This is a genomic window from Miniimonas sp. S16 (genome assembly GCF_057748195.1).
Window position 1 is genome coordinate 1157328 of the sequence record NZ_CM173242.1, and the last position, 17871, is coordinate 1175198.

General features: G+C 70.0%; 16 protein-coding genes, 1 tRNA gene and 3 pseudogenes. 7 read left to right on the top strand and 13 right to left on the bottom strand.

All coding sequences use genetic code 11. The annotated features are described in order from the left end of the window. Window positions 1-75: 75 nt before the first annotated feature. The gene (rsmI, locus tag AC3AQ1_RS05125; RefSeq protein WP_370445327.1) at window positions 76-1200 is read right to left on the bottom strand and encodes a 16S rRNA (cytidine(1402)-2'-O)-methyltransferase; all 1125 of its coding nucleotides are present in this window, start codon (window positions 1198-1200) and stop codon (window positions 76-78) included. Between the two features lie 122 nt (window positions 1201-1322). Here rsmI and AC3AQ1_RS05130 point away from each other — a divergent pair, with 122 nt between their 5' ends. The 4 genes from AC3AQ1_RS05130 (at window position 1323) to AC3AQ1_RS05145 (ending at window position 4462) form a co-directional block, all read left to right on the top strand. Continuing rightward, on the top strand, window positions 1323-3053 hold the full coding sequence (locus tag AC3AQ1_RS05130) for a dolichyl-phosphate-mannose--protein mannosyltransferase (protein WP_234417802.1): 1731 nt from the start codon (window positions 1323-1325) through the stop codon (window positions 3051-3053). A gap of 14 nt (window positions 3054-3067) precedes the next feature. Beyond that, window positions 3068-3529, top strand: a complete 462-nt coding sequence (locus AC3AQ1_RS05135) for an MmcQ/YjbR family DNA-binding protein (RefSeq protein WP_108718097.1) — start codon at window positions 3068-3070, stop codon at window positions 3527-3529. Window positions 3530-3692: 163 nt separating this feature from the next. After that, window positions 3693-3765 (top strand) — tRNA-Ala (locus tag AC3AQ1_RS05140). A gap of 145 nt (window positions 3766-3910) precedes the next feature. Then, on the top strand, window positions 3911-4462 hold the full coding sequence (locus tag AC3AQ1_RS05145; RefSeq protein ID WP_234417804.1) for a hypothetical protein: 552 nt from the start codon (window positions 3911-3913) through the stop codon (window positions 4460-4462). Here AC3AQ1_RS05145 and AC3AQ1_RS05150 read toward each other — a convergent pair. After that, window positions 4379-4822: pseudogene (locus AC3AQ1_RS05150) on the bottom strand (recombinase family protein); the annotation flags it as partial. The gene AC3AQ1_RS05145 and the pseudogene AC3AQ1_RS05150 overlap by 84 nt on opposite strands. On the opposite strand from AC3AQ1_RS05150, the pseudogene AC3AQ1_RS05155 reads away from it, so the two are divergent. The 3 genes and pseudogenes from AC3AQ1_RS05155 to AC3AQ1_RS05165 all read left to right on the top strand — a co-directional run. Beyond that, window positions 4747-5911: pseudogene (locus AC3AQ1_RS05155) on the top strand (IS3 family transposase). The pseudogenes AC3AQ1_RS05150 and AC3AQ1_RS05155 sit on opposite strands and share 76 nt — an antisense overlap. 375 nt (window positions 5912-6286) lie before the next feature. Further along, window positions 6287-7432, top strand: a complete 1146-nt coding sequence (locus AC3AQ1_RS05160) for an IS110 family RNA-guided transposase (RefSeq protein ID WP_108718098.1) — start codon at window positions 6287-6289, stop codon at window positions 7430-7432. Between the two features lie 86 nt (window positions 7433-7518). After that, a pseudogene (locus tag AC3AQ1_RS05165) lies at window positions 7519-7584 on the top strand (hypothetical protein); the annotation flags it as partial. A 162-nt stretch (window positions 7585-7746) separates the two neighbouring features. Here AC3AQ1_RS05165 and AC3AQ1_RS05170 read toward each other — a convergent pair. The 11 genes from AC3AQ1_RS05170 to AC3AQ1_RS05220 all read right to left on the bottom strand — a co-directional run bounded on the left by AC3AQ1_RS05170 (window position 7747) and on the right by AC3AQ1_RS05220 (window position 17722). After that, window positions 7747-8241, bottom strand: a complete 495-nt coding sequence (locus AC3AQ1_RS05170) for a Na+/H+ antiporter NhaA (protein WP_108718099.1) — start codon at window positions 8239-8241, stop codon at window positions 7747-7749. A gap of 188 nt (window positions 8242-8429) precedes the next feature. Then, window positions 8430-8711 carry a metal-sensitive transcriptional regulator gene (locus AC3AQ1_RS05175; RefSeq protein WP_108718100.1) on the bottom strand — a complete coding sequence of 94 codons (282 nt, stop codon included), beginning with the start codon at window positions 8709-8711 and terminating at the stop codon, window positions 8430-8432. 67 nt (window positions 8712-8778) lie between these two features. Continuing rightward, the gene (locus tag AC3AQ1_RS05180; protein WP_108718101.1) at window positions 8779-11652 is read right to left on the bottom strand and encodes a heavy metal translocating P-type ATPase; all 2874 of its coding nucleotides are present in this window, start codon (window positions 11650-11652) and stop codon (window positions 8779-8781) included. 266 nt (window positions 11653-11918) lie between these two features. Further along, a complete protein-coding gene (locus tag AC3AQ1_RS05185) occupies window positions 11919-12164 on the bottom strand; it encodes a DUF2933 domain-containing protein (protein WP_108718102.1) in 246 nt (81 codons plus the stop codon). Further along, the gene (locus AC3AQ1_RS05190) at window positions 12161-12436 is read right to left on the bottom strand and encodes a hypothetical protein (protein WP_199916530.1); all 276 of its coding nucleotides are present in this window, start codon (window positions 12434-12436) and stop codon (window positions 12161-12163) included. The genes AC3AQ1_RS05185 and AC3AQ1_RS05190 overlap by 4 nt, the downstream gene beginning before the upstream one ends. A 96-nt stretch (window positions 12437-12532) precedes the next feature. After that, complete coding sequence (locus AC3AQ1_RS05195; RefSeq protein WP_234417806.1) at window positions 12533-13621, bottom strand: sensor histidine kinase; 1089 nt, start codon at window positions 13619-13621, stop codon at window positions 12533-12535. Between the two features lie 65 nt (window positions 13622-13686). Beyond that, the gene (locus tag AC3AQ1_RS05200; protein WP_108718104.1) at window positions 13687-14400 is read right to left on the bottom strand and encodes a response regulator transcription factor; all 714 of its coding nucleotides are present in this window, start codon (window positions 14398-14400) and stop codon (window positions 13687-13689) included. A gap of 186 nt (window positions 14401-14586) precedes the next feature. Then, on the bottom strand, window positions 14587-15402 hold the full coding sequence (locus tag AC3AQ1_RS05205; protein ID WP_108718105.1) for a prolipoprotein diacylglyceryl transferase: 816 nt from the start codon (window positions 15400-15402) through the stop codon (window positions 14587-14589). A gap of 235 nt (window positions 15403-15637) precedes the next feature. Continuing rightward, window positions 15638-16255, bottom strand: a complete 618-nt coding sequence (locus AC3AQ1_RS05210) for a peroxiredoxin family protein (protein ID WP_060960852.1) — start codon at window positions 16253-16255, stop codon at window positions 15638-15640. Next, window positions 16252-17277, bottom strand: a complete 1026-nt coding sequence (locus AC3AQ1_RS05215; RefSeq protein WP_342777037.1) for a cytochrome c biogenesis CcdA family protein — start codon at window positions 17275-17277, stop codon at window positions 16252-16254. The genes AC3AQ1_RS05210 and AC3AQ1_RS05215 overlap by 4 nt, the downstream gene beginning before the upstream one ends. Next, complete coding sequence (locus tag AC3AQ1_RS05220) at window positions 17258-17722, bottom strand: thioredoxin domain-containing protein (RefSeq protein ID WP_234417807.1); 465 nt, start codon at window positions 17720-17722, stop codon at window positions 17258-17260. Before AC3AQ1_RS05220 ends, AC3AQ1_RS05215 begins: the two co-directional genes overlap by 20 nt. Window positions 17723-17871: the final 149 nt, after the last annotated feature.

A 17871-nucleotide genomic window follows, 5' to 3' on the forward strand; every position in this document is an offset into this window, starting at 1 on the left:
CGTCGCTCGCCCACGCTTGCTCGCGCCGAGACGCACCAGAACCGCGATAGGAGAGCGGCCCCGCGCCGACGGGGGTCAGGGCGCGGGACGAGCGGCGAGCGCCGCCTCGTACACCTCGCGCTTGGAGACCCCGGCCCCCTCGGCCACCACGGCCGCCGCGTCCTTGAGGCGCAGCCCACCGGCCGCCAGCTCGAGGGCTCGGGCCGCGAGCGCCGAGGCGTCCGTCCGACCGTCGAGCCCGCCGTCGGCCTGCGTCGCCCCGCCGACCACCAGCGTGATCTCGCCGCGCACGCCCGCCGTCGCCCAGTCGGCCAGCTCGGCGAGCCCGCCGCGGCGCACCTCCTCGTAGCGCTTCGTCAGCTCCCGGCAGACCGCCGCGGGGCGCGTCGCCCCGAACGCCGCCGCGAGGTCGGCCAGCTCGTCCGCGACCCGGTGCGGGGAGGAGAACAGCACCATGGTGCGCCGTTCGGTCGCGAGCTCGGCGAACAGTCGTCGCCGCTCCCCCGGCCGCCGCGGCACGAACCCCTCGAAGCTGAACCGGTCGGACGGCAGGCCCGACACCGCGAGCGCCGTGAGCACCGCCGACGGCCCCGGCAGCGCCGTGATGGGCACGCCCGCCTCGTGCGCCGCCACGGTCACGCGGTAGCCCGGGTCCGACACCGACGGCATCCCCGCGTCCGTCACGACCGCGACCGTCGCGCCAGCCGCGGCGCGCGCGACCAGTTCCTCGGCCCGCTCGCGCTCGTTGTGCTCGTGGTAGCTCACGAGCGTGCCCGACGGCGTCACACCGATCCGGCGCAGCAGCTCGCGCAGGGTGCGGGTGTCCTCGGCCGCGACGACGTCCGCCTCGGCCAGCAGGTCGCGCAGGTTCTGGGTGGCGTCACGCGCGCTGCCGATCGGCGTCGCGGCGAGGACGACCTTGCCGAGTCCGCGCCAGCGCGCCGCGTCCGGTTTCGCCTGCCACTCGAACTCCGCCTCGAGCTGTTCGTCGAGCTCCGCCTCGAGCTCCTCGGCCGCCTCGGCCTCGACGTCCGCGTCCAGGTCGAGCTCGGCGTCGGGCTCGAGGCCCTGCTCCGGCCCGGTGTCGGCCCCCGGCGCGAGGAATGCGTCACGGTCAGACGCGCGGCCGAGTCCGGCGTCGGGCCCCGCCTCCGGCCCGACCTCGAGTACCGACTCGTCCCCGCCCTCGGTCGCGTTCACGTCCCCATCATCCCGGCTGCGTCACGCGGCGGACGCACCGCCGGATGCGCCGTGCGCGCACGGCCGCAGCGCTCCGCCGTCGTGCACCGCGCGGGCGAGGTGGTCCCACCTACACTCGCCGGGTGAGTGCACCCCCGCCGGCCGCATCCCCCGGCGTCGACGAGCCGCCCCCGGGGTCCCCGGCAACCGGCAGCACCGGCGCCACCGGCGCAGCGCCGGCCACCGCCACGCTCGACGCCGACGCCCCGCACGGCTCCGCCGCCGAGATCCGCGACGCTCTGCTCCCCCGCCTCGTGCGCAGCGTCGAGGGCAGCCGCGCGGTCGGCTGGACGGTCGCGCTCGTCATCACCGCGTTCGCCGCCGTGCTGCGCCTGGTCAACCTCGACCGGCCCGCGCGCCTGATCTTCGACGAGACGTACTACGTCAAGCAGGCGTACTCGATGCTCGTGCTGGGCTACGAGGGCGACTGGGTCGACGACTCCGACCCGGCCTTCGCGCGCGGGGACTTCTCGGGCCTGACGACGAACGGTGACTACGTCGTGCACCCGCCGCTGGGCAAGTGGCTCATCGCGATCGGGATGAAGCTGCTCGGTCCGGAGTCGATCGTCGGGTGGCGCCTGTCGGCCGCGATCGCCGGCACGATCTCGGTGCTCCTCGTGATCCGGATCGGCCGCCGCCTGCTCGGCTCCACCCTGCTGGGCGCGACCGCGGGACTGCTGCTCGCCGTCGACGGCATGCATCTCGTGCTCAGCCGGACCGGGCTGCTCGACATCTTCGTGAGCACGTTCGTGCTCGCCGCGTTCGGCACGCTCCTGCTCGACCGAGATCGCACGCGACGCATCCTCGCCGCACGCACCGCGGAGGCGATCGCGCGCGACGGCACGCTCAAGGATCCGTGGGGCCCGCGGCTCGGGGTGCGCTGGTGGCTCGTGGCGACCGGCGTGCTGCTCGGCCTCGCGTGCGGAGTGAAGTGGTCGGGCATCTACGCCGTCGCCGTGTTCGGCATCGCTGCCGTCGCGTGGGCGATCGCCGCCCGCCGCACGGTCGGCGTGCGGCTCTGGGTCGGCGCAGGCGCGGTGCGCGACGGGATCTCGAGCGCGCTCGCGATGGTGCCGATCGCCGTCGTGACCTACGTCGCGTGCTGGACGAGCTGGTTCGCGAGCACGAACGCGTACAACCGGCAGTGGGCGGTCGAGGTGAACGCGGTGGCGGCCGAGCCGCAGCGCACGTGGCTGCCGGACGCGCTGAACTCGTGGTGGGAGTACCACCTGCAGGCGTGGCACTTCCACACCACGCTGGAGTCCGAGCACTCCTACTCCAGCCACCCGATCGGCTGGCTGCTGCAGATGCGGCCGACGTCGTTCGCGTGGCAGGACGTCGACACGCCCGCCGGGGCGTCCGGGCGCTGGGTCGAGGCGGTCCTCGCGCTCGGCAACCCGGTGGTGTGGTGGGGCGGTGCCGCGGCGCTGATCGTGGTGATCTGGTTCGCGGTCCGGCACCGGGACTGGCGCGCGTGGGCGATCCTCGCCGGCTACGTCGCGATGTACCTGCCGTGGTTCAGCTACTCCCTGCCGTTCTCGAACCGCACGATCTTCACGTTCTACACCGTCGCGTTCGTGCCCTACGTGGTGCTCGCGCTGGCGTACGCGCTCGGCCTCGTGCTCGGCCCGCCAGGGGCCAGCGTGCAGCGCCGCCGGACCGGGAGCTGGGTGTTCGCGGGCGTCGTGGCCGCCGCACTGCTGCTGGCCGCGTTCTTCTGGCCGATCTGGACCGGCACGCCCATCCCGTACGACTACTGGTACGCGCACATGTGGTTCCACAACAACGAGTCGTTGCACGTGGGCTGGATCTAGGCCACGGTCGTCCCGTGCCGCACCCCCGGATGTACGACGACTCCGATCCCGTCCTCGTCGGGCTGCGGCGGGTGGCGCTCGCCTTCCCCGAGGCCATCGAGGTGGAGACGCACGGTCGGCCCTCGTTCCGCACGCGCACGGTGTTCGCCTACCTGGGCGGCGGGGTGCGCGGAGAGCCTGCGGGTCCGCGCCGCGACCACGCCCTCATGGTGCACTTGCCGCCGGAGGAGACCCGCGCCCTCGCCGACGACCCGCGCGCCTTCGAGCCTGCCTACCTCGGGCCCTCCGGCTGGACCGGCGTGGACCTCGACCTCCCCGACGCCGGGGGTTCGTTCACGTCCTGGCACGAGGTCGCCGAGCTCCTCGACTCCTCGTACCGCACGACGGCGAGCCGCACCCTGGTCGGCGAGCTCGACGCGCGCATCGCGCGGGGTGAGGACCCGGTCACGACGGCGCCGCTCGGGGCCGTGCGGTAGGGGTTGCGTTCGGCGGTGGGTCGGCTCGGCGGGTTGCGGGTGGGTGCTCGTCGGCGCGCCGGGCGGCCGGGCGGGAGCCCGCCGATTCGGCGCAGCCGCGATCCGGTGCTAGGGTTTCCTGGCGCCTCCGGGAGACTGGAGGAGCGTGGCTCGCAGGAGTCACGGGGCAGTAGCGCAATTGGTAGCGCACCTCGGTCGCATCGAGGGGGTTGAGGGTTCGAGTCCCTTCTGCTCCACCCCGCGCACAAGGCTCGAACCCTTGCCAACAGAATCGTTGGCCGGGGTTCGGGCCTTGTTGCCGTTCTGAGTCCAGTTGAGGGCGTTGGCGTTGACCTCGGGGTCGAGCAGCATCTCGAAGGGCCGGCTGTTCTCGACGCGTAGTTGGTCGTCTTCGTCGATGTAGACCTTGGTGAAGAAGGCCTGGTTGCACAGGCGGCGGTTCGCGTCGTCGCACCGACGGTAGATGTCGGCGCAGTCGGTCAGCAGGTTCAGCGCATCGTTGAGGTGGGCGCGGGCGTCGGCATAGTCGCCGTGGTGGGCGTCGATACGCCGGTTCACGCCGTCGAGTTCTCCGAGGATGCGGTCCTGCTCTCGTCGGAGCACAGGCAGCGGGATCGCATCGGCGTAGTGGGCCTGCATGAGCCGGTCTTGTTCGTGTTCGAGCCGGTCACGGTGCTTGGTGAGGCGGTCGAGTTCATCGGTCTCGGCGGCCATGAGCCGGTCGAACTCGTGGTGGAGCATCCCCGACAGGGCATCGCGCTGGGCGGGGCTGATCTGCACGCGGGTGTAGTAGTCCTCGATCAGCTTCTCCACGTCTTCGATGAGCATCGCTTGTCGGGTGCAGTCGGTGCGCTTGGAGTGCCTGCCCGAGCACACGAAGTAGCAGTAGACCTTCCCGTGGCGGTTCTTCGCGTTGGACACGATGAGCCGTGACCCGCACTGTCCGCAGTGGATGGTGCCTTTGAGGTAGTGGTCGTGGACCTGGGTGGCCTCGGCGGCTGTCTTGTGCGCGGTGAGCACCGACTGGACCTGGTACCAGACCTCGGGAGGGACGAGGACGGGGTGGGCGCCTCTATAGCGGGTGCCGCGGTAGACGACATCGCCCTTGTAGTAGGGGTTGGTCAGCAGCCGGTGCACAGAGGAGACCGGGGACTGCTGCACGGATGGGTGACACCTGATGTGTGGTGCCGTGGGGTGCCACTGGAAGGATGTCGATCGTGCCCAGACCTCATCCGAAGGAGTTCCGCGACGATGTCGTGGCCGTGGCTCGCCGCGGGGATGCTCCGATCGCACAGATCGCGAAGGACTTCGGGATCTCCGAGTCGTGCCTACGAAACTGGCTGCAGCAGGCCGACGTGGAGGACGGCGCCCGGCTGGGGGTGACGAAGTTGGAGTCGGTGGAACTGCGGGATCTGAAGCGTCGCAACCGGCTGCTGGAGCAGGAGAACGAGGTTCTGCGCCGCGCTGCGGCGTACTTCGCTCAGGTTCATCTGCCGGGAAAATGATGTACCCGCTGGTCCGTGACCTTGCCGCTGACGAGATTCCCGTCACGGTGACCTGCCGGGTGCTGAATCTCACCAGAGCCGCCTACTACCGGTGGCTGGCCGATCCCGTGACCGCTCGGGACCTGCACCAGGCCTACCTCGCGAATGCCCTGTTCGACGCCCACCGCGATGACCCGGAGTTCGGGCACCGGCTCCTGGCCGACGAGGCGGCCCTGGCGGGTGAGAAGGCCTGCGACCGCACGGTGTGGCGACGCTGCTCGGAGAACGGCTGGTGGAGCGTGTTCGGCAGGAAGCGCGCCAGGAACGGGAAGAAGCCCGGACCGCCCGCGCACGAGGACCGGGTACAGCGCAACTTCTCCGCCGAGACGCTTAACGAGCTGTGGCTCACCGACATCACCGAGCACCACACGAGCGAGGGCAAGCTCTACCTGTGCGCGATCAAGGACGTCTGCTCGGGCCGGATCGTGGCTACTCCATGGACGAGCGCATGAAAGCCCGTCTGGCCGTGGACGCCCTGGCCTGCGCGCTCGCCCGACGCGGACCCGGTGAGGTCACTGGCTGCATCGTGCACAGCGATCGAGGTAGTCAGTTCCGATCCAGGAAGTTCCTACGCGCTCTGGCCGAGCACGACCTGCTCGGCTCGATGGGCCAGGTCGCCTCCGCCGGCGACAACGCCGCGATGGAGTCCTTCTTCAGCCTGCTGCAGAAGAACGTCCTGGACCGCCGCCGATGGGCCACCCGCGAGGAGCTCCGGCTGGCCATCATCACCTGGATCGAGCGCACCTACCACCGGCGTCGACGCCAACCCCGACTCGGCCGATTGACCCCGATCGAGTACGAGACCATCATCACCACCCAGGCAGCACTCGCCGCCTGACCCACCCTGTCACCTCACCGTGCAGCAGACCCCAGCGATGCCGGAGTTCAATACCGTGCGATTCGCTACACCGAGCGCCTCGCCGAAGCCGACGCGGTCGCGTCCGTCGGAACGGTCGGTGACAGCTACGACTGCGAGCATCGTGACTGCGCCACCATCTGGGGTCTGACCCTTGCTTATGACCGGCCCTGCGGGTGCCCTCGCGTTGACGTGTCGGCCCCGGGTGGTGGCGTTCACCAGGCTGCTGGCCGGGTGGGCAGTGACCTGATAGGAGCCTGACTCGACCAGGGCCTCATCGCAGTCCTGTCCGCCCACTCCGGCCAGCTGAGCCATGGACAGCCCGCCCGGAAAGTGCGAGAGAGGATCCACAGCCCGATGCCCAGCATGCAGCTTCGGCGTGACGATGTCATCGTCGGCGTCGACACCCACAAGGACAACCACGTAGCGGTCGCGATCGACGGCTTTGGCGGCCGGCTCGGCGACATCGTCGTGCCCACCACCATCGCCGGGTTTGAGGAGCTCCTCGCCTTCTGTCTGGCCTTCGTCGGGTCGGCCGGTCGGCTGATCGGGTTCGGCGTCGAGGGCACCGGCTCCTACGGGGTCGGCTTGGCGCGCTACCTGCGCAACCACGGTCACGACGTCCACGAGATCGCCCGCCCAGCACGGGCCGCGGAACGTCGACTCGCAGGGAAGAACGACACCATCGATGCCGAGCACGCTGCACGCCAGCTCCTGGCTGGGCACGGGCTGTCGACACCCAAGACCGCCGACGGCGCGGTCGAAACGATCAGGCTGGTCAAGATCGCCTACGACGGTGCCGTTCAAGCGCGGACAACCGCGATGATCACGCTCAAGGCGACCCTCGCGACCGGGAGCGAGGCGTTGCGGGCGGAGCTGGAGACGCTCACCGACCACAAGCTGATCCTCGCGTGCGCGGCGCTGGAGGGTCCGACTCCACTGCCGCCCGTGCGCCGTGGCGCACCTGCCGTTGTTGTCCCGGGCGACCCGGATGTGGCGATGCGACACGTGCTGTCCTCGATGGCGAAGCGTTGGCTGGCGCTGCACGAGGAGGCCAAGGCTCACGCCGCATCACTGAAGGCACTCACTGCGGCCGCTGCGCCCCAGCTCGTCGAGGCCGTCGGCGTCGGCTACGACACTGCGGCACAGATGCTGATCACCGCCGGCGACAACACCAACCGGATCAAGTCCGAGGCAGCGTTTGCCAAGATGTGTGGCGCGTGCCCGATCCCGGCTGGATCCGGCAAGACCAACAGCCGGCACCGTCTATACCGCGGCGGGAACCGGCAGGCCAACGCCGCGCTGTATCGCGTGGTCATCGTGCGCATGCGCTGGCATCAGCCGACGATCGACTACGTGGCCCGTCGCACCGCCGAGGGCATGTCGAAGCGGGAGATCATCCGGTGCCTGAAGCGGTACCTCGCTCGCGAGCTCTTCCGCCTGCTGCCGGCCCCGGACGCCATCGCCAAGCCCGTTAATGGAGAGCTCGAAATCGCGGCCTGATCGACTTGACGAGCTATAGGAGCATCAACGCGATGGCCGAGGCGCTGAACTCGTTGTTCAAGGCCGAGTGCATCCGCAACCCGGTCATGCGCCCCAAGGGCGGGTGGGCGTCGGTCCGCGACGTCGAGATCGCGGTCGCCGAATACGTCGACTGGTACAACCACCGGCGCCTGCACGGCCAGATCGGACACGTCCCGCCCGCCGAGTTCGAGGCCGCCCACTGGGCATCCCACAAGCCCGTCAGCTACGTTGGAGAACAGGTTCCCGTCGGAGCCGGTTCCAGACAACCGAGCCTCCACGAAACCCGGGGCGCTTCAGGACACCCCACGCGAGAGCGACAGGACACCGAGTGCGAAGGCGGTGTCGGTGCCGACCACGATGCCCCAGCCGCGCATCGAGTCCGCCCCGGCGTTGATGGCCAGGTAGAGCAGTGCGGGCACGATCATGCCGCCGACCGCGGCGATCACTGGGGCCGCCAGACGTCGCCGCTCGCGCAGCTCGCCCATGTCGAACTCGCGGCGGATCTCCAGCCCGGCGACGAAGAAGAACAGTGCCATCAGTCCTTCGTTGACCCAGTCGCGCAGGCTGTGGGACAGCTCCCAGGTTCCGGCCTGGAGGCCCAGCTGGGTGGTCCACAGTGCCTCGTAGGTGCTGGCCCACGGGGAGTTGGCCCACGCCACGGCGGCGATGGTGGCCACGATGAGCACGATCGCCCCGGAGTTCTCCATGGCGACGAACCGGCGCAGCGGCCCCCCGCGGGGGCCGGCGGGCATGGTGCGTGCTGTGCCCGGGGCGTCCTTCCGGTCCATCACTGCCGCCTGTGCCGGCGAACGCGAGGCGGGAGCGGGCACGGCTGCCGGTGGTGGTGGGCGTGTCGCGTCCTTCGTGCCGGGTGCGGCATGTCGGTCTCCGTGGGTGGTCGTGGGCCGGTTCGAGGCCGCAGCGGTGCGCCACCGAACGGGTCCGGCGGGTCAGGGGCGATGGTGGTGGGGGTGGCCTAGCTGCGCACGAGGCGTGCGATGGCCTGGGAGGCCTCGGTGACGTTCTGGGTGTGCAGGTTCGGCCCTGCTTGGGCGGCCTCGGTGAGGCAGTGGTGCAGGTGGTCATCGAGCAGCAGCAGGGCCACCGATTGCAGGGCGCGTGAGGCGGCGGCGACCTGGGTGAGGACGTCGATGCAGTAGGCGTCTTGTTCGACCATGCGCTCGATGCCGCGGACCTGTCCTTCGATCCGGTGCAGCCGGCGGTGCAGGGCGTCGCGGTCGGTTCCGGTGGTGGTCATGGCCGTCCTTCCTGGTGCGGGCCGGTCGCCTTGTGTGTGTGCCCTGGCCACGTGGTTGGCGGTGGCGCTAGTGGGCGGGGTGGCCGTAGCGGTGGGGGTCGGCGTCGAAGGTGGCTGCGCAGTGCTCGGAGCAGAAGGAGAACGTGACGCCGTCGTGCTCACGGGTGGCTGCGGCGGTGGCCGGGTCGATGCTCATCCCGCACACCGGGTCGGTCACGGTGGCGTTGTGGTGCGAGGCGGCCTCGTGGTGGTGGGTCATGGCGGTCTCTTCCTTGTCGTCGTTGGTGTTCTCGTCGTGGTGGTGGTCCCCTCCGAGCTCGACCACCGGTTGTTCGGTAGTAGTGGCCGGTGTCGTGATGGCCGCGGGCACGGGGGCGGGGTTGAAGCGGCGCAGCCGGTTGGAGTTGGCGACGACCGACAGTGAGGACAGCGCCATGGCCAGGGCGGCGATGATCGGGCTGAGCAGCAGCCCGAAGGCGGAGTAGAGGGCTCCGGCGGCGATGGGGATGCCCAGGGCGTTGTAGCCGAAGGCGAAGCCGAGGTTCTGTCGGATGTTGCGCATGGTGGCTCGGGATAGGTCCACGGCGGTGACCAGGCCGGACAGGTTCCCCGAGATCAGGGTGATGTCGGAGGACTCGATGGCGACGTCGGTGCCGGTGCCGATGGCCGAGCCGACGTCGGCCTGGGCCAGGGCGGGGGCGTCGTTGATGCCATCGCCCACCATCCCCACGATCCCGCCCTCGGCTTGCAGGCGCTTGACCTCTGCGGCCTTGTGCTCGGGCATGACCTCGGCCAGGACCCGGGTGATGCCGACCTGGCGCGCGATGGCTGCGGCGGTGTCGCGGTTGTCGCCGGTCATCATCACCACGTCCAGCCCGCGCGCCTGCAGGGCGGCGATCGCCTCGATCGAGCCGTCCTTGAGGGTGTCGGCCACGCCGATCACTCCGGCCGGGCGACCGTCCACAGCGGCGAGCATGGGTGTCTTGCCGTCTCGGGCGAGACGTTCGAGGTCGCCGCTCAGGGGTGTGGGGTCGATGCCTGCGCCGGTGAGGAGACGCTTGTTGCCGACCAGCACCTGGCGGCCCTCGACGAGGGCACGCACGCCCTGACCGGTGATCGAGGTGAACTCCTGTGGTGTGCCCAGGGCGTGCCCGGTGTTGGTGGCGCCGGCCACGATCGCGGCCGCGAGCGGGTGCTCGGAGTCGCGTTCGGCGGCGGCGACCAGGGCCAGCAGCTCGGTGTCGTCGAACCCGTCAGCCGGTAGCACATCGGTCAGCGACGGGGCGCCCTTGGTGATGGTGCCGGTCTTGTCCAGGACCACGGTGGTGAGCTTGTGGGCGGTCTCCAGGGCCTCGGCGGAGCGGATCAGGATGCCGTGCGTGGCGCCCTTGCCGGTACCGACGGTGATCGACAGCGGGGTGGCCAGGCCAAGGGCGCAGGGGCAGGCGATGATCAGCACCGCGACCGCGGCGACCAGCGCGAAGATCCCGGCCGGCGGGGGGCCGACCAGGGACCAGATCGCGAAGGTCCAGACCGCGATCACGATCACGGCGGGCACGAAGTAGCTGGAGACGTTGTCGACCAGGCGCTGGATCGGGGCCTTGGAGCCCTGGGCCTCGCGGACCAGGCGGATGATCTGGGCGAGCATGGTGTCCGCGCCGACCTTCGTGGCCACGTAGCGGAACGCCCCCGTCTGGTTGATCGTGGCACCGATGACGGTGTCCCCGGCGGCCTTGAGGACCGGGATCGGTTCGCCGGTGACCATCGACTCATCGATCGCCGAGGTGCCCTCGCTGACCTCGCCGTCCACGGGCAGCTTCTCTCCGGGGCGGATCGCGATCACGTCACCGACCTGGACGTCACCGACGCCGATCTCCAGCTCCTCACCGGCGCGGATGACCCGCGCGGTGCGTGGCTGCAGGCCGATCAGGGCCCGGATGGCCTCACCGGTTCCGGCCTTGGCCTTCGTCTCCAGCAGCCGGCCCAGCAGGATCAGCGTCAAGATGACCCCGACGGCCTCGTAGTAGACCTCTTGGGCATCGGCGGGCAGCACGTCCGGGACGAAGGTGGCCACCAGGCTGAACCCGAAGGCGGCGATCGTGCCGAGGGTGATCAGGGAGTTCATCTCGGCGGTGCGGTGCGAGAGCGCCAGCCACCCGGTGCGGTGGATCGGCCAGCCGGTGTAGACCATGACCGGGGCGATCAGCAGCAGCTGCAGCCACGGCTCCAGCAGCACCCCGGGCCACATCGCCCCGAACAGCTCATGGGCCATCACCGCCACCAGCACCGGGAAGGTCAGCACCGCGCCGATGATCACTCGCCGACGCAGATCGGCGATCTCGCTCGCGCGCTCGGCGGCTTCGGCGTCGACCGACTCGTCCTCGGCCACATGCAGCGCCACCGGACCACCCACCGCGGTGGTGGCAGTCTCGCCCCCGCTCTGGTGCTCGTGCGAAGCGCCCGTCACCGGCGCGATCTCCTCGGTCGGGCGTGGGGGTGCGATCACGCCACCACCGGTGGGTGGGTTCGAGGCTGCCGCAGCACCCGAGTCGGCACCACCAGCGGCAGCGGTGCCGGAGACCACTCGGACCTTGCCGTGCAGCATGTTCATCCCGCAGGCGAAGCCGTACTCACCGACCTCCTGGGGGGTGAAGTCCACGGCCGTGGTGGCGTAGGCGGGCAGGGACTGGTTGACCTTGAAGTCGGGGAAGACCACCCGGGAGGAGCAGTCCCCGGACTCCTGACGGTCGAAGACCATCCGCACCGGGACGCCCTGGACGACCTCGATGACGTCGGGGCTGTAGCCGCCCTTGACCGAGACGGTCACGACCTGCACACCGCCATCGACCTGTGCGCGGCGGGACTTCTTCGGGCCGAAGAAGTACCAGCCGATCAGGGCCGTCAGCACCAGGGCCGCGGCCAGCGTGGCGAGGATTCCCATGACCTCGCTCCTTCCTGTTGGGCCAGATGGCTCGAACCCCGCCGATACCCGGTGGGGGTATCTCCCACAGTAGGCGGGCGGAACCTGTACTGCCCTGATGGATCGATGCAAGTTCGATGAAGACGCCCGCTGTGCGTGACCCCGTGCCGTCTGCGGTGTGCAGGAATGACGAGGCCGGCGCGGGCGTGTGCGCTGCAGGGGGATCAGCGGGGGCACGCCCGCGCCGGCCAGAACGGAAGGGCCGACGCCTGGGTCGAGGGTCGGTCTCAGGGGATGCGTTCGTGGTCCTCGCGGGTCGGCGTGACGTGCTCGTGCCCCGGGTCCTGGCCGGTGGCGTCGCCGTGGTTGTGGCCGCCTTGGCGGTTCATGAAGAACATCATCGCGACCATCCCCAAGGGGCAGGCCAGCAGGATCGCATACGGCAGGGCCTGGCCCAGGTTGACGCCGAAGGCCAGCAACACGGCGAGGATGACGACCGCGCCGATGGCCATGTGCTTGAGGTGGTGTTTCATCGTGGTCCTTTCGTGGTGACCGGCGCGGAGTCGGCCAGGTGGGAGGGGTCGGCCAGCTGGGAGCGCAGCGACCGGTAGGTCTCGGGGTCGACCTCGCCCGCGGCGAGGCGGGCATCCAGGAGTGCCTGCGGGTCGAGGCTGGGATCGGGCCGTCGGCGGGGGGTGGGGAACATCCGAGACACGGCCCAGACGACGACCACCAGCAACCCGACCCACAGGGCGATCATGGCGGCCCAGCCGGCGACGCCCATCTGGTTGCACCACAGTCCCATCACGGTCTCCTTGCGCTGACCCCGGTGTGTGCCACCGGTGGCTTGGTTCCAGCCTGGGCCAGGGGGATCAAGAAGAGGCGGTCGCTTGATGAAGTCTCACTGAAGATCAGCGGTGGGCAGATCAGCCACGGTCGCTGCTGCGGGCAGGTCGATGACGAACCGGGTCCCGGTGCCCACTCCGGCGCTGTGGGCGGTGATCGTGCCGCCGTGGGCGTGCACGAGCGCCCGTGTGATGCTCAACCCGATACCGGAGCCGCCGTGGTCACGGTCGCGGGCGGTATCGACCCGGTAGAACCGCTCGAATACGTGGGGCAGATGGACACCGTCGATACCCTCACCGGTATCGGCGACCACCACCCGCACGCCGTCGCCGTGCCGGCTCGCGCCCAGGCCGACCCGGCCACCGGTCGGGGTGTGGCGCAGCGCGTTGTCCAGCAGGTTGGCCAGCACCTGCCCAAACCGATCGGCGTCCACCCAGACCTCGGGCAGGTGTGTGCTGGCCTCGACGACCAGCTCGACGCCGGCGGCGGTGTAGCGGTCACGGGCGGACTCGGCCGCCACCTCCAGCACCTCCTGCGGGGTCATGGGTTGCCGGTCCAGGTGCAGGGCGCCGGTCTCGGCCCGGGTCACGGCGGCGAGATCGGCGGCCAGGCGGGTCAGCCGAGAAGCTTGGGTGCGCAGCACCTCGACGGTCTGCGGGTCCAGCTGCTGCACCCCGTCTTCCAGGGCGTCCACGGTCGCGGAGATCGTGGTGACCGGGGTGCGCAGCTCATGCGCCACATCGGCCATCAGCCGCCGCCGCAGGTCCTCGTCACGGTCCAGGCGGGTGGCCATGTCGTTGAAGGCGTCGGCCAGCTCATCGAACTCCGCACCCACCCGCGGCCGTGCCACGCGGGCCTGGAATCGGCCCGCGGCCACCTGAGCCGCAGCAGTGGACATGGTGCCCAGCGAGGCACCGATGCGGCGGGCCAAGATCAGGCTGACGGCCAACGAGGTCAGCGCCGAGGCTCCCAGAGCGATGGCCAGGGTCAGCGTGCTGGCCGAGATGAAGGCGGCCTCGGCATGCTCGAACGTCGTCCCGGGCGAGTTCTCCACCTCGATCAGGTGGTGGTGGAAGAACACCGGCCCCACCAGGGCGGCGATCAGCAGTGCCGTGATGCCTCCGGCGATGATCACCAGCGCCATCGCGATGATCAGGCGCGCAGCGATCCCACCCGCGCGCCCCGACGCCGCCGACCGGCTCCGCGCAGTCATTGGCCTGTGCCCATCCGGTACCCGACGCCGCGCACCGTGCGCACGTACTTCTGCTCCTTGGCGCTGTCGCCCAGCTTCTGCCGCACGTGCAGGATGTGCACGTCCACCAGATGCTCATCGCCCACCCAGTCCGCACCCCAGACTGCGTTGATCAACGCCTGGCGGGTGAAGACTTGTCGCGGATGGGCCGCCAGGGCCGCCAGCACGTCGAACTCGGTGCGTGTCAGCGCCACCGGCTCGCCGTCCAAATGAACCTCACGTCCCGACTGATCGATGCTCAACCCGCCAAAGACCAGCCGCTCCGCCAGCGCCGCCGCAGCCGGTGCGGTGCGGGGTCGGCGCATCATCACCCCGACCCGGGCGATCAGCTCACGAGTGCTGAACGGTTTGGTCATGTAGTCATCAGCCCCGACCGACAACCCGATCAACGTATCGATCTCCTCGGCGCGGGCGGTGAGCATGAGGATGTAGCAGTCTGAGAAGGTGCGGATCTGGCGGCAGACCTCCACCCCGTCCAGGCCCGGTAGGCCCAGGTCGAGAATGATCACCAGTGGATCACCCTGCCGGGCCAGCTCCACTGCGGAGGGCCCGTCAAAGGCCAGGTCGACCTCGAACCCCTCCCGCTCCAAGTAGCCGGCCAGCACACGCGCCAGCGGCTGCTCATCGTCGACGACGAGAGCACGGCGACTATCGGAAGTGGAAGTGTTCATGCCTACCAGTGTCTCTGCTCACCCCGACAAAGTGGCCATCAGCGTGGGCCTGTTCGTCGGTGCCACGGGTGGGAAACGGCAACGGACGAATGGGTCGCGAGCCTGAGGGCGCACCTGGCTTGCTCGCTGGGCCCGTGGACGCGTGTCGTTGCTGCGGACTCCTGCCGGGCCGGCGCATCGGCTGAGTCAGGAAGGGGTCGAGGACGACACCGCGGGTGGCGCCAGTGACCGGTCGCGTGCTGCGAGGCGGGGTGGCGCACTGCTGCCCTGCAGGTGGCGTCGGCGGACCATGACGACCAGGACAGCACCGGCGAGCATGCTGGTGATCGACCACAGCTGTGGCTGCGTCAAACCGAAGAGCGCGGGCTCGTTGATGCGCAGGAACTCGACCGCGAACCGTGCACCACCGCTGAGGATCAGATAGCCGGCGAAGATCGTCAGGGGCGGCTGTCGCCGGCGGGCCACCCGCCACAGCACAGCAGCGATCAGGACGGCCGCAAGTGCTTCGTACAGGGGTGTGGGGTGCACGGGCACGTCGGTGGGAACCGTGCCATCGGAGACCGTCATGCCCCACGGCAGTGTGGTGGGTCGCCCGTAAGTGCCGTCGCCGGAGAACCAGCACCCCAGCCGGCCGACCCCGTAAGCCAGGGTCAACGGGATCGCCGCTGCATCGGCGACCACGGCCAGAGGTAGGTGTCGACGGCGGATGAGCACGAGCGCGGCGGCGAGGCCGGCCAGGAGCCCGCCGTACCAGGTGAACCCGGTGCCGCCGAAGTGGTGCCAGGTGAGGTTCGGCAGGTTCTCCAGCAGGTGGTAGATCTTCGCGCCAACGAACCCCCAGACCGTCGCCCACAGCACCAGGGCGTGAGCGTCGTCCTTCTTCAGGCCCAGGCGCTGGAAGGCCCGTCCGAGCAGGAAGGCGCCCAGCAGCGCCGCCAGCGCCTTGCTGAGGCCGTAGGTCTGGATGTCCAGGCCGAGGACGGAGAAGAGGATCGGTCGCATGGTGCGCTCCTGTGGTGGGCTGGTCGCCTATCGGGGTGTTCGGTCGGCAGCGTCGCTGAGGCGGCTGTCGGTCTCAGGAACCGTGCAGCAGGCTTCGTGCCCGGTGGTCGGCTGCGTGGCGGCATGCCCGCCGCAGCACCTCTGGTCTGCAGCGGCCGTTCGGTCGGGTGCACTATCGCGGCAGCAGGTGGTCATCGTGTCCTCCGTGGATCGTGGGCGTGTGGGGATGGGTGGGCTAGAGGTTGTCGAGGGCGATGCCCAGCAGGTCGTCGGCGTCGATCCACATCGAGGGATAGTCGCCGGACCAGACCTGCTGGCCGTCTGCGTCGATGAGGACGAATCCGTGCCCGGGCAGGCCCTCGTGCATGCCGGTGCCGAGCGTGTCGTACTCGGCGGAGACGGCGCCGTCGTCGAGCAGGAACGCGCTGGTGGCTCCGAGGCGTTCGCGTTCGGCGTTGATCTGCTCTGCGGTGTTCATCACGATCGGCAGGACGGTGATGCCGGCGTCGGCGAAGCCCGGCTCGGCCTCGATCGCTGTCATCTGGACGATGCAGGCGTCGCAGCCGGCGCCCTCGTTGAAGTAGAGCAGCACCGGCGCGCCGCGCAGGTCCGAGAGCCTCACCGAGGTGCCGTCGGAGGCGGGGAGGGTGAAGTCGGGAGCCGTGCGCACCTGGTCGGACTGCTCGGGCCGGGCAGACAGCAGCGCCATGACCACCAATGCGACGACCGCCAGGATCACCAAGCTCACGATGCTCAGGCGCGCCGTCCTCCTGCGGCGTGCCCGGGTGTCCTGCTCGTGCCTCATCGTCTCCTGGCGCTCCTTGGCTCGTCGGGTGGCAGATCGAGAGGTCATTGCGGGTTCCTCGTGCTGGTCGTGTCGTGGCAGGTCGGCACCGGACTGCCGTGGTTCTCGCCTGCGGATGGGTGACCTTCCACGGGATCGAGAGCTGTCTCTGCGGCCGAACCGTGCCCGGCCATGGAGTCGAGGGAGCCGGTGCGCCGCGCTCTGCGGCGCCCGATGAGCGTGGCCCAGATGAACGCCCCGGCCACCACGAACAGGATCAGCGCCTGAACGGGCTCAGGTATGGGCGCGGCCCACTGCTGGATGCGCAGGAACGTCTCGGTCAGCCAGGTAGCGATGGCCGACTGGGCCTCGGTGCCGCCGGTCATGCCCGGCTGGTTGGCCAAGGCGATGACCGCTCCGCCCATGACCATGAACCCGACGGCCACGACAAGGTTGACCGTGTTGGTGGCCAGCACGTGCCCTCGCACTCTTAGGCGGACCGGCTTGGCGCGCCAGAAGGTGCGCTCGCCCAGCCTGGCGGCATCCCACAGCAGGGCCATGACGAACAGCGGGAACACCATCCCGAACACGTAGGCCAGTCCAAGCACCAGCCCACCAGCCGGAGTCGCCGAGAGGGCCGAGAGGGTCATCACACCGACCAGCACGGGTGCGCAACACGCCGAGGCGATGCCCGAGAACACCCCCAGAGCGAAGAAGCTCGCGGTGTCGGCCCGCGTCGTGTCCGGTGCACGCACGAAGCTCGGCAGCGACCACATGCGCCCCGACAGCGCCAGCACAGCGAGTCCGATCATCAAGGCGCCGCCGGCGTAGTACAGCACCTGGTGGTACCGGGCGATGGCACCGGCCAGCAGGCTGGCTCCCAGGGTCAGCGGCAGCAGCACCACACCCAACCCGGCGGCGAAGACGAACGTCAACGGCAACAACCGCCATCGCCGGTTCTTGACCGCGCCGGCCAGGTAGCTCGGTGCCAGGAACACGATGCAGCACGGCGCGAACAACGCCACCCCACCAGCCAGGAACGCCGCCACCACACTCCCGGTGGTCAGCAGCTCACTTCCCACCAGCGCCACCCAACGCGCCTGAACCGGCCCGAGAGAGGGTGGCCGCGCCCATCCGAGCCAGCGCACGGGCGAGCTTCTTGCGCGGCAGCCGGCCCGAGCTGAAGTAGGCCCCCTCCAGCAACACCAGTGGGCTCATGGCCGACCGGTGCTCAGCGACCAGCCGCCTGCCCTCAGCGCTGTCGAGCGCGACGTGGCTGACCGCAATTGCGAACTCGCGCGCCAACTCCTGCAACGCCTGGTCGGCGTCCTCGCAGAAGTGGCACGCCGGGGCTGATACCACCGTGATACGCGGCGTGTACCTCATTGCTGAACCACCCGATCCTTCGATCTCCTCGTGGGCGCCCCCTGCGCGTGGCCGCGCGAGGTTCGCTGTCGAGACCATGTTCACCGCACCGCCCCACGCCACCGATCGGGGTTCGATCAACATTCGATGAAGCCACCCGCTGGTCACCACCCGGCCACGGTGATCGACCCCACGGCAAGCCGGGGACACGCGAACCAGGGGCTCGGCGAGCCCGAGCCCGGCCCGTGTTCGCGCGTCACCCGATCCACTGCCACTGCGGCTCGGGCGACCGGCGCGGCAGGCACCCCAGGAGCTGAGCG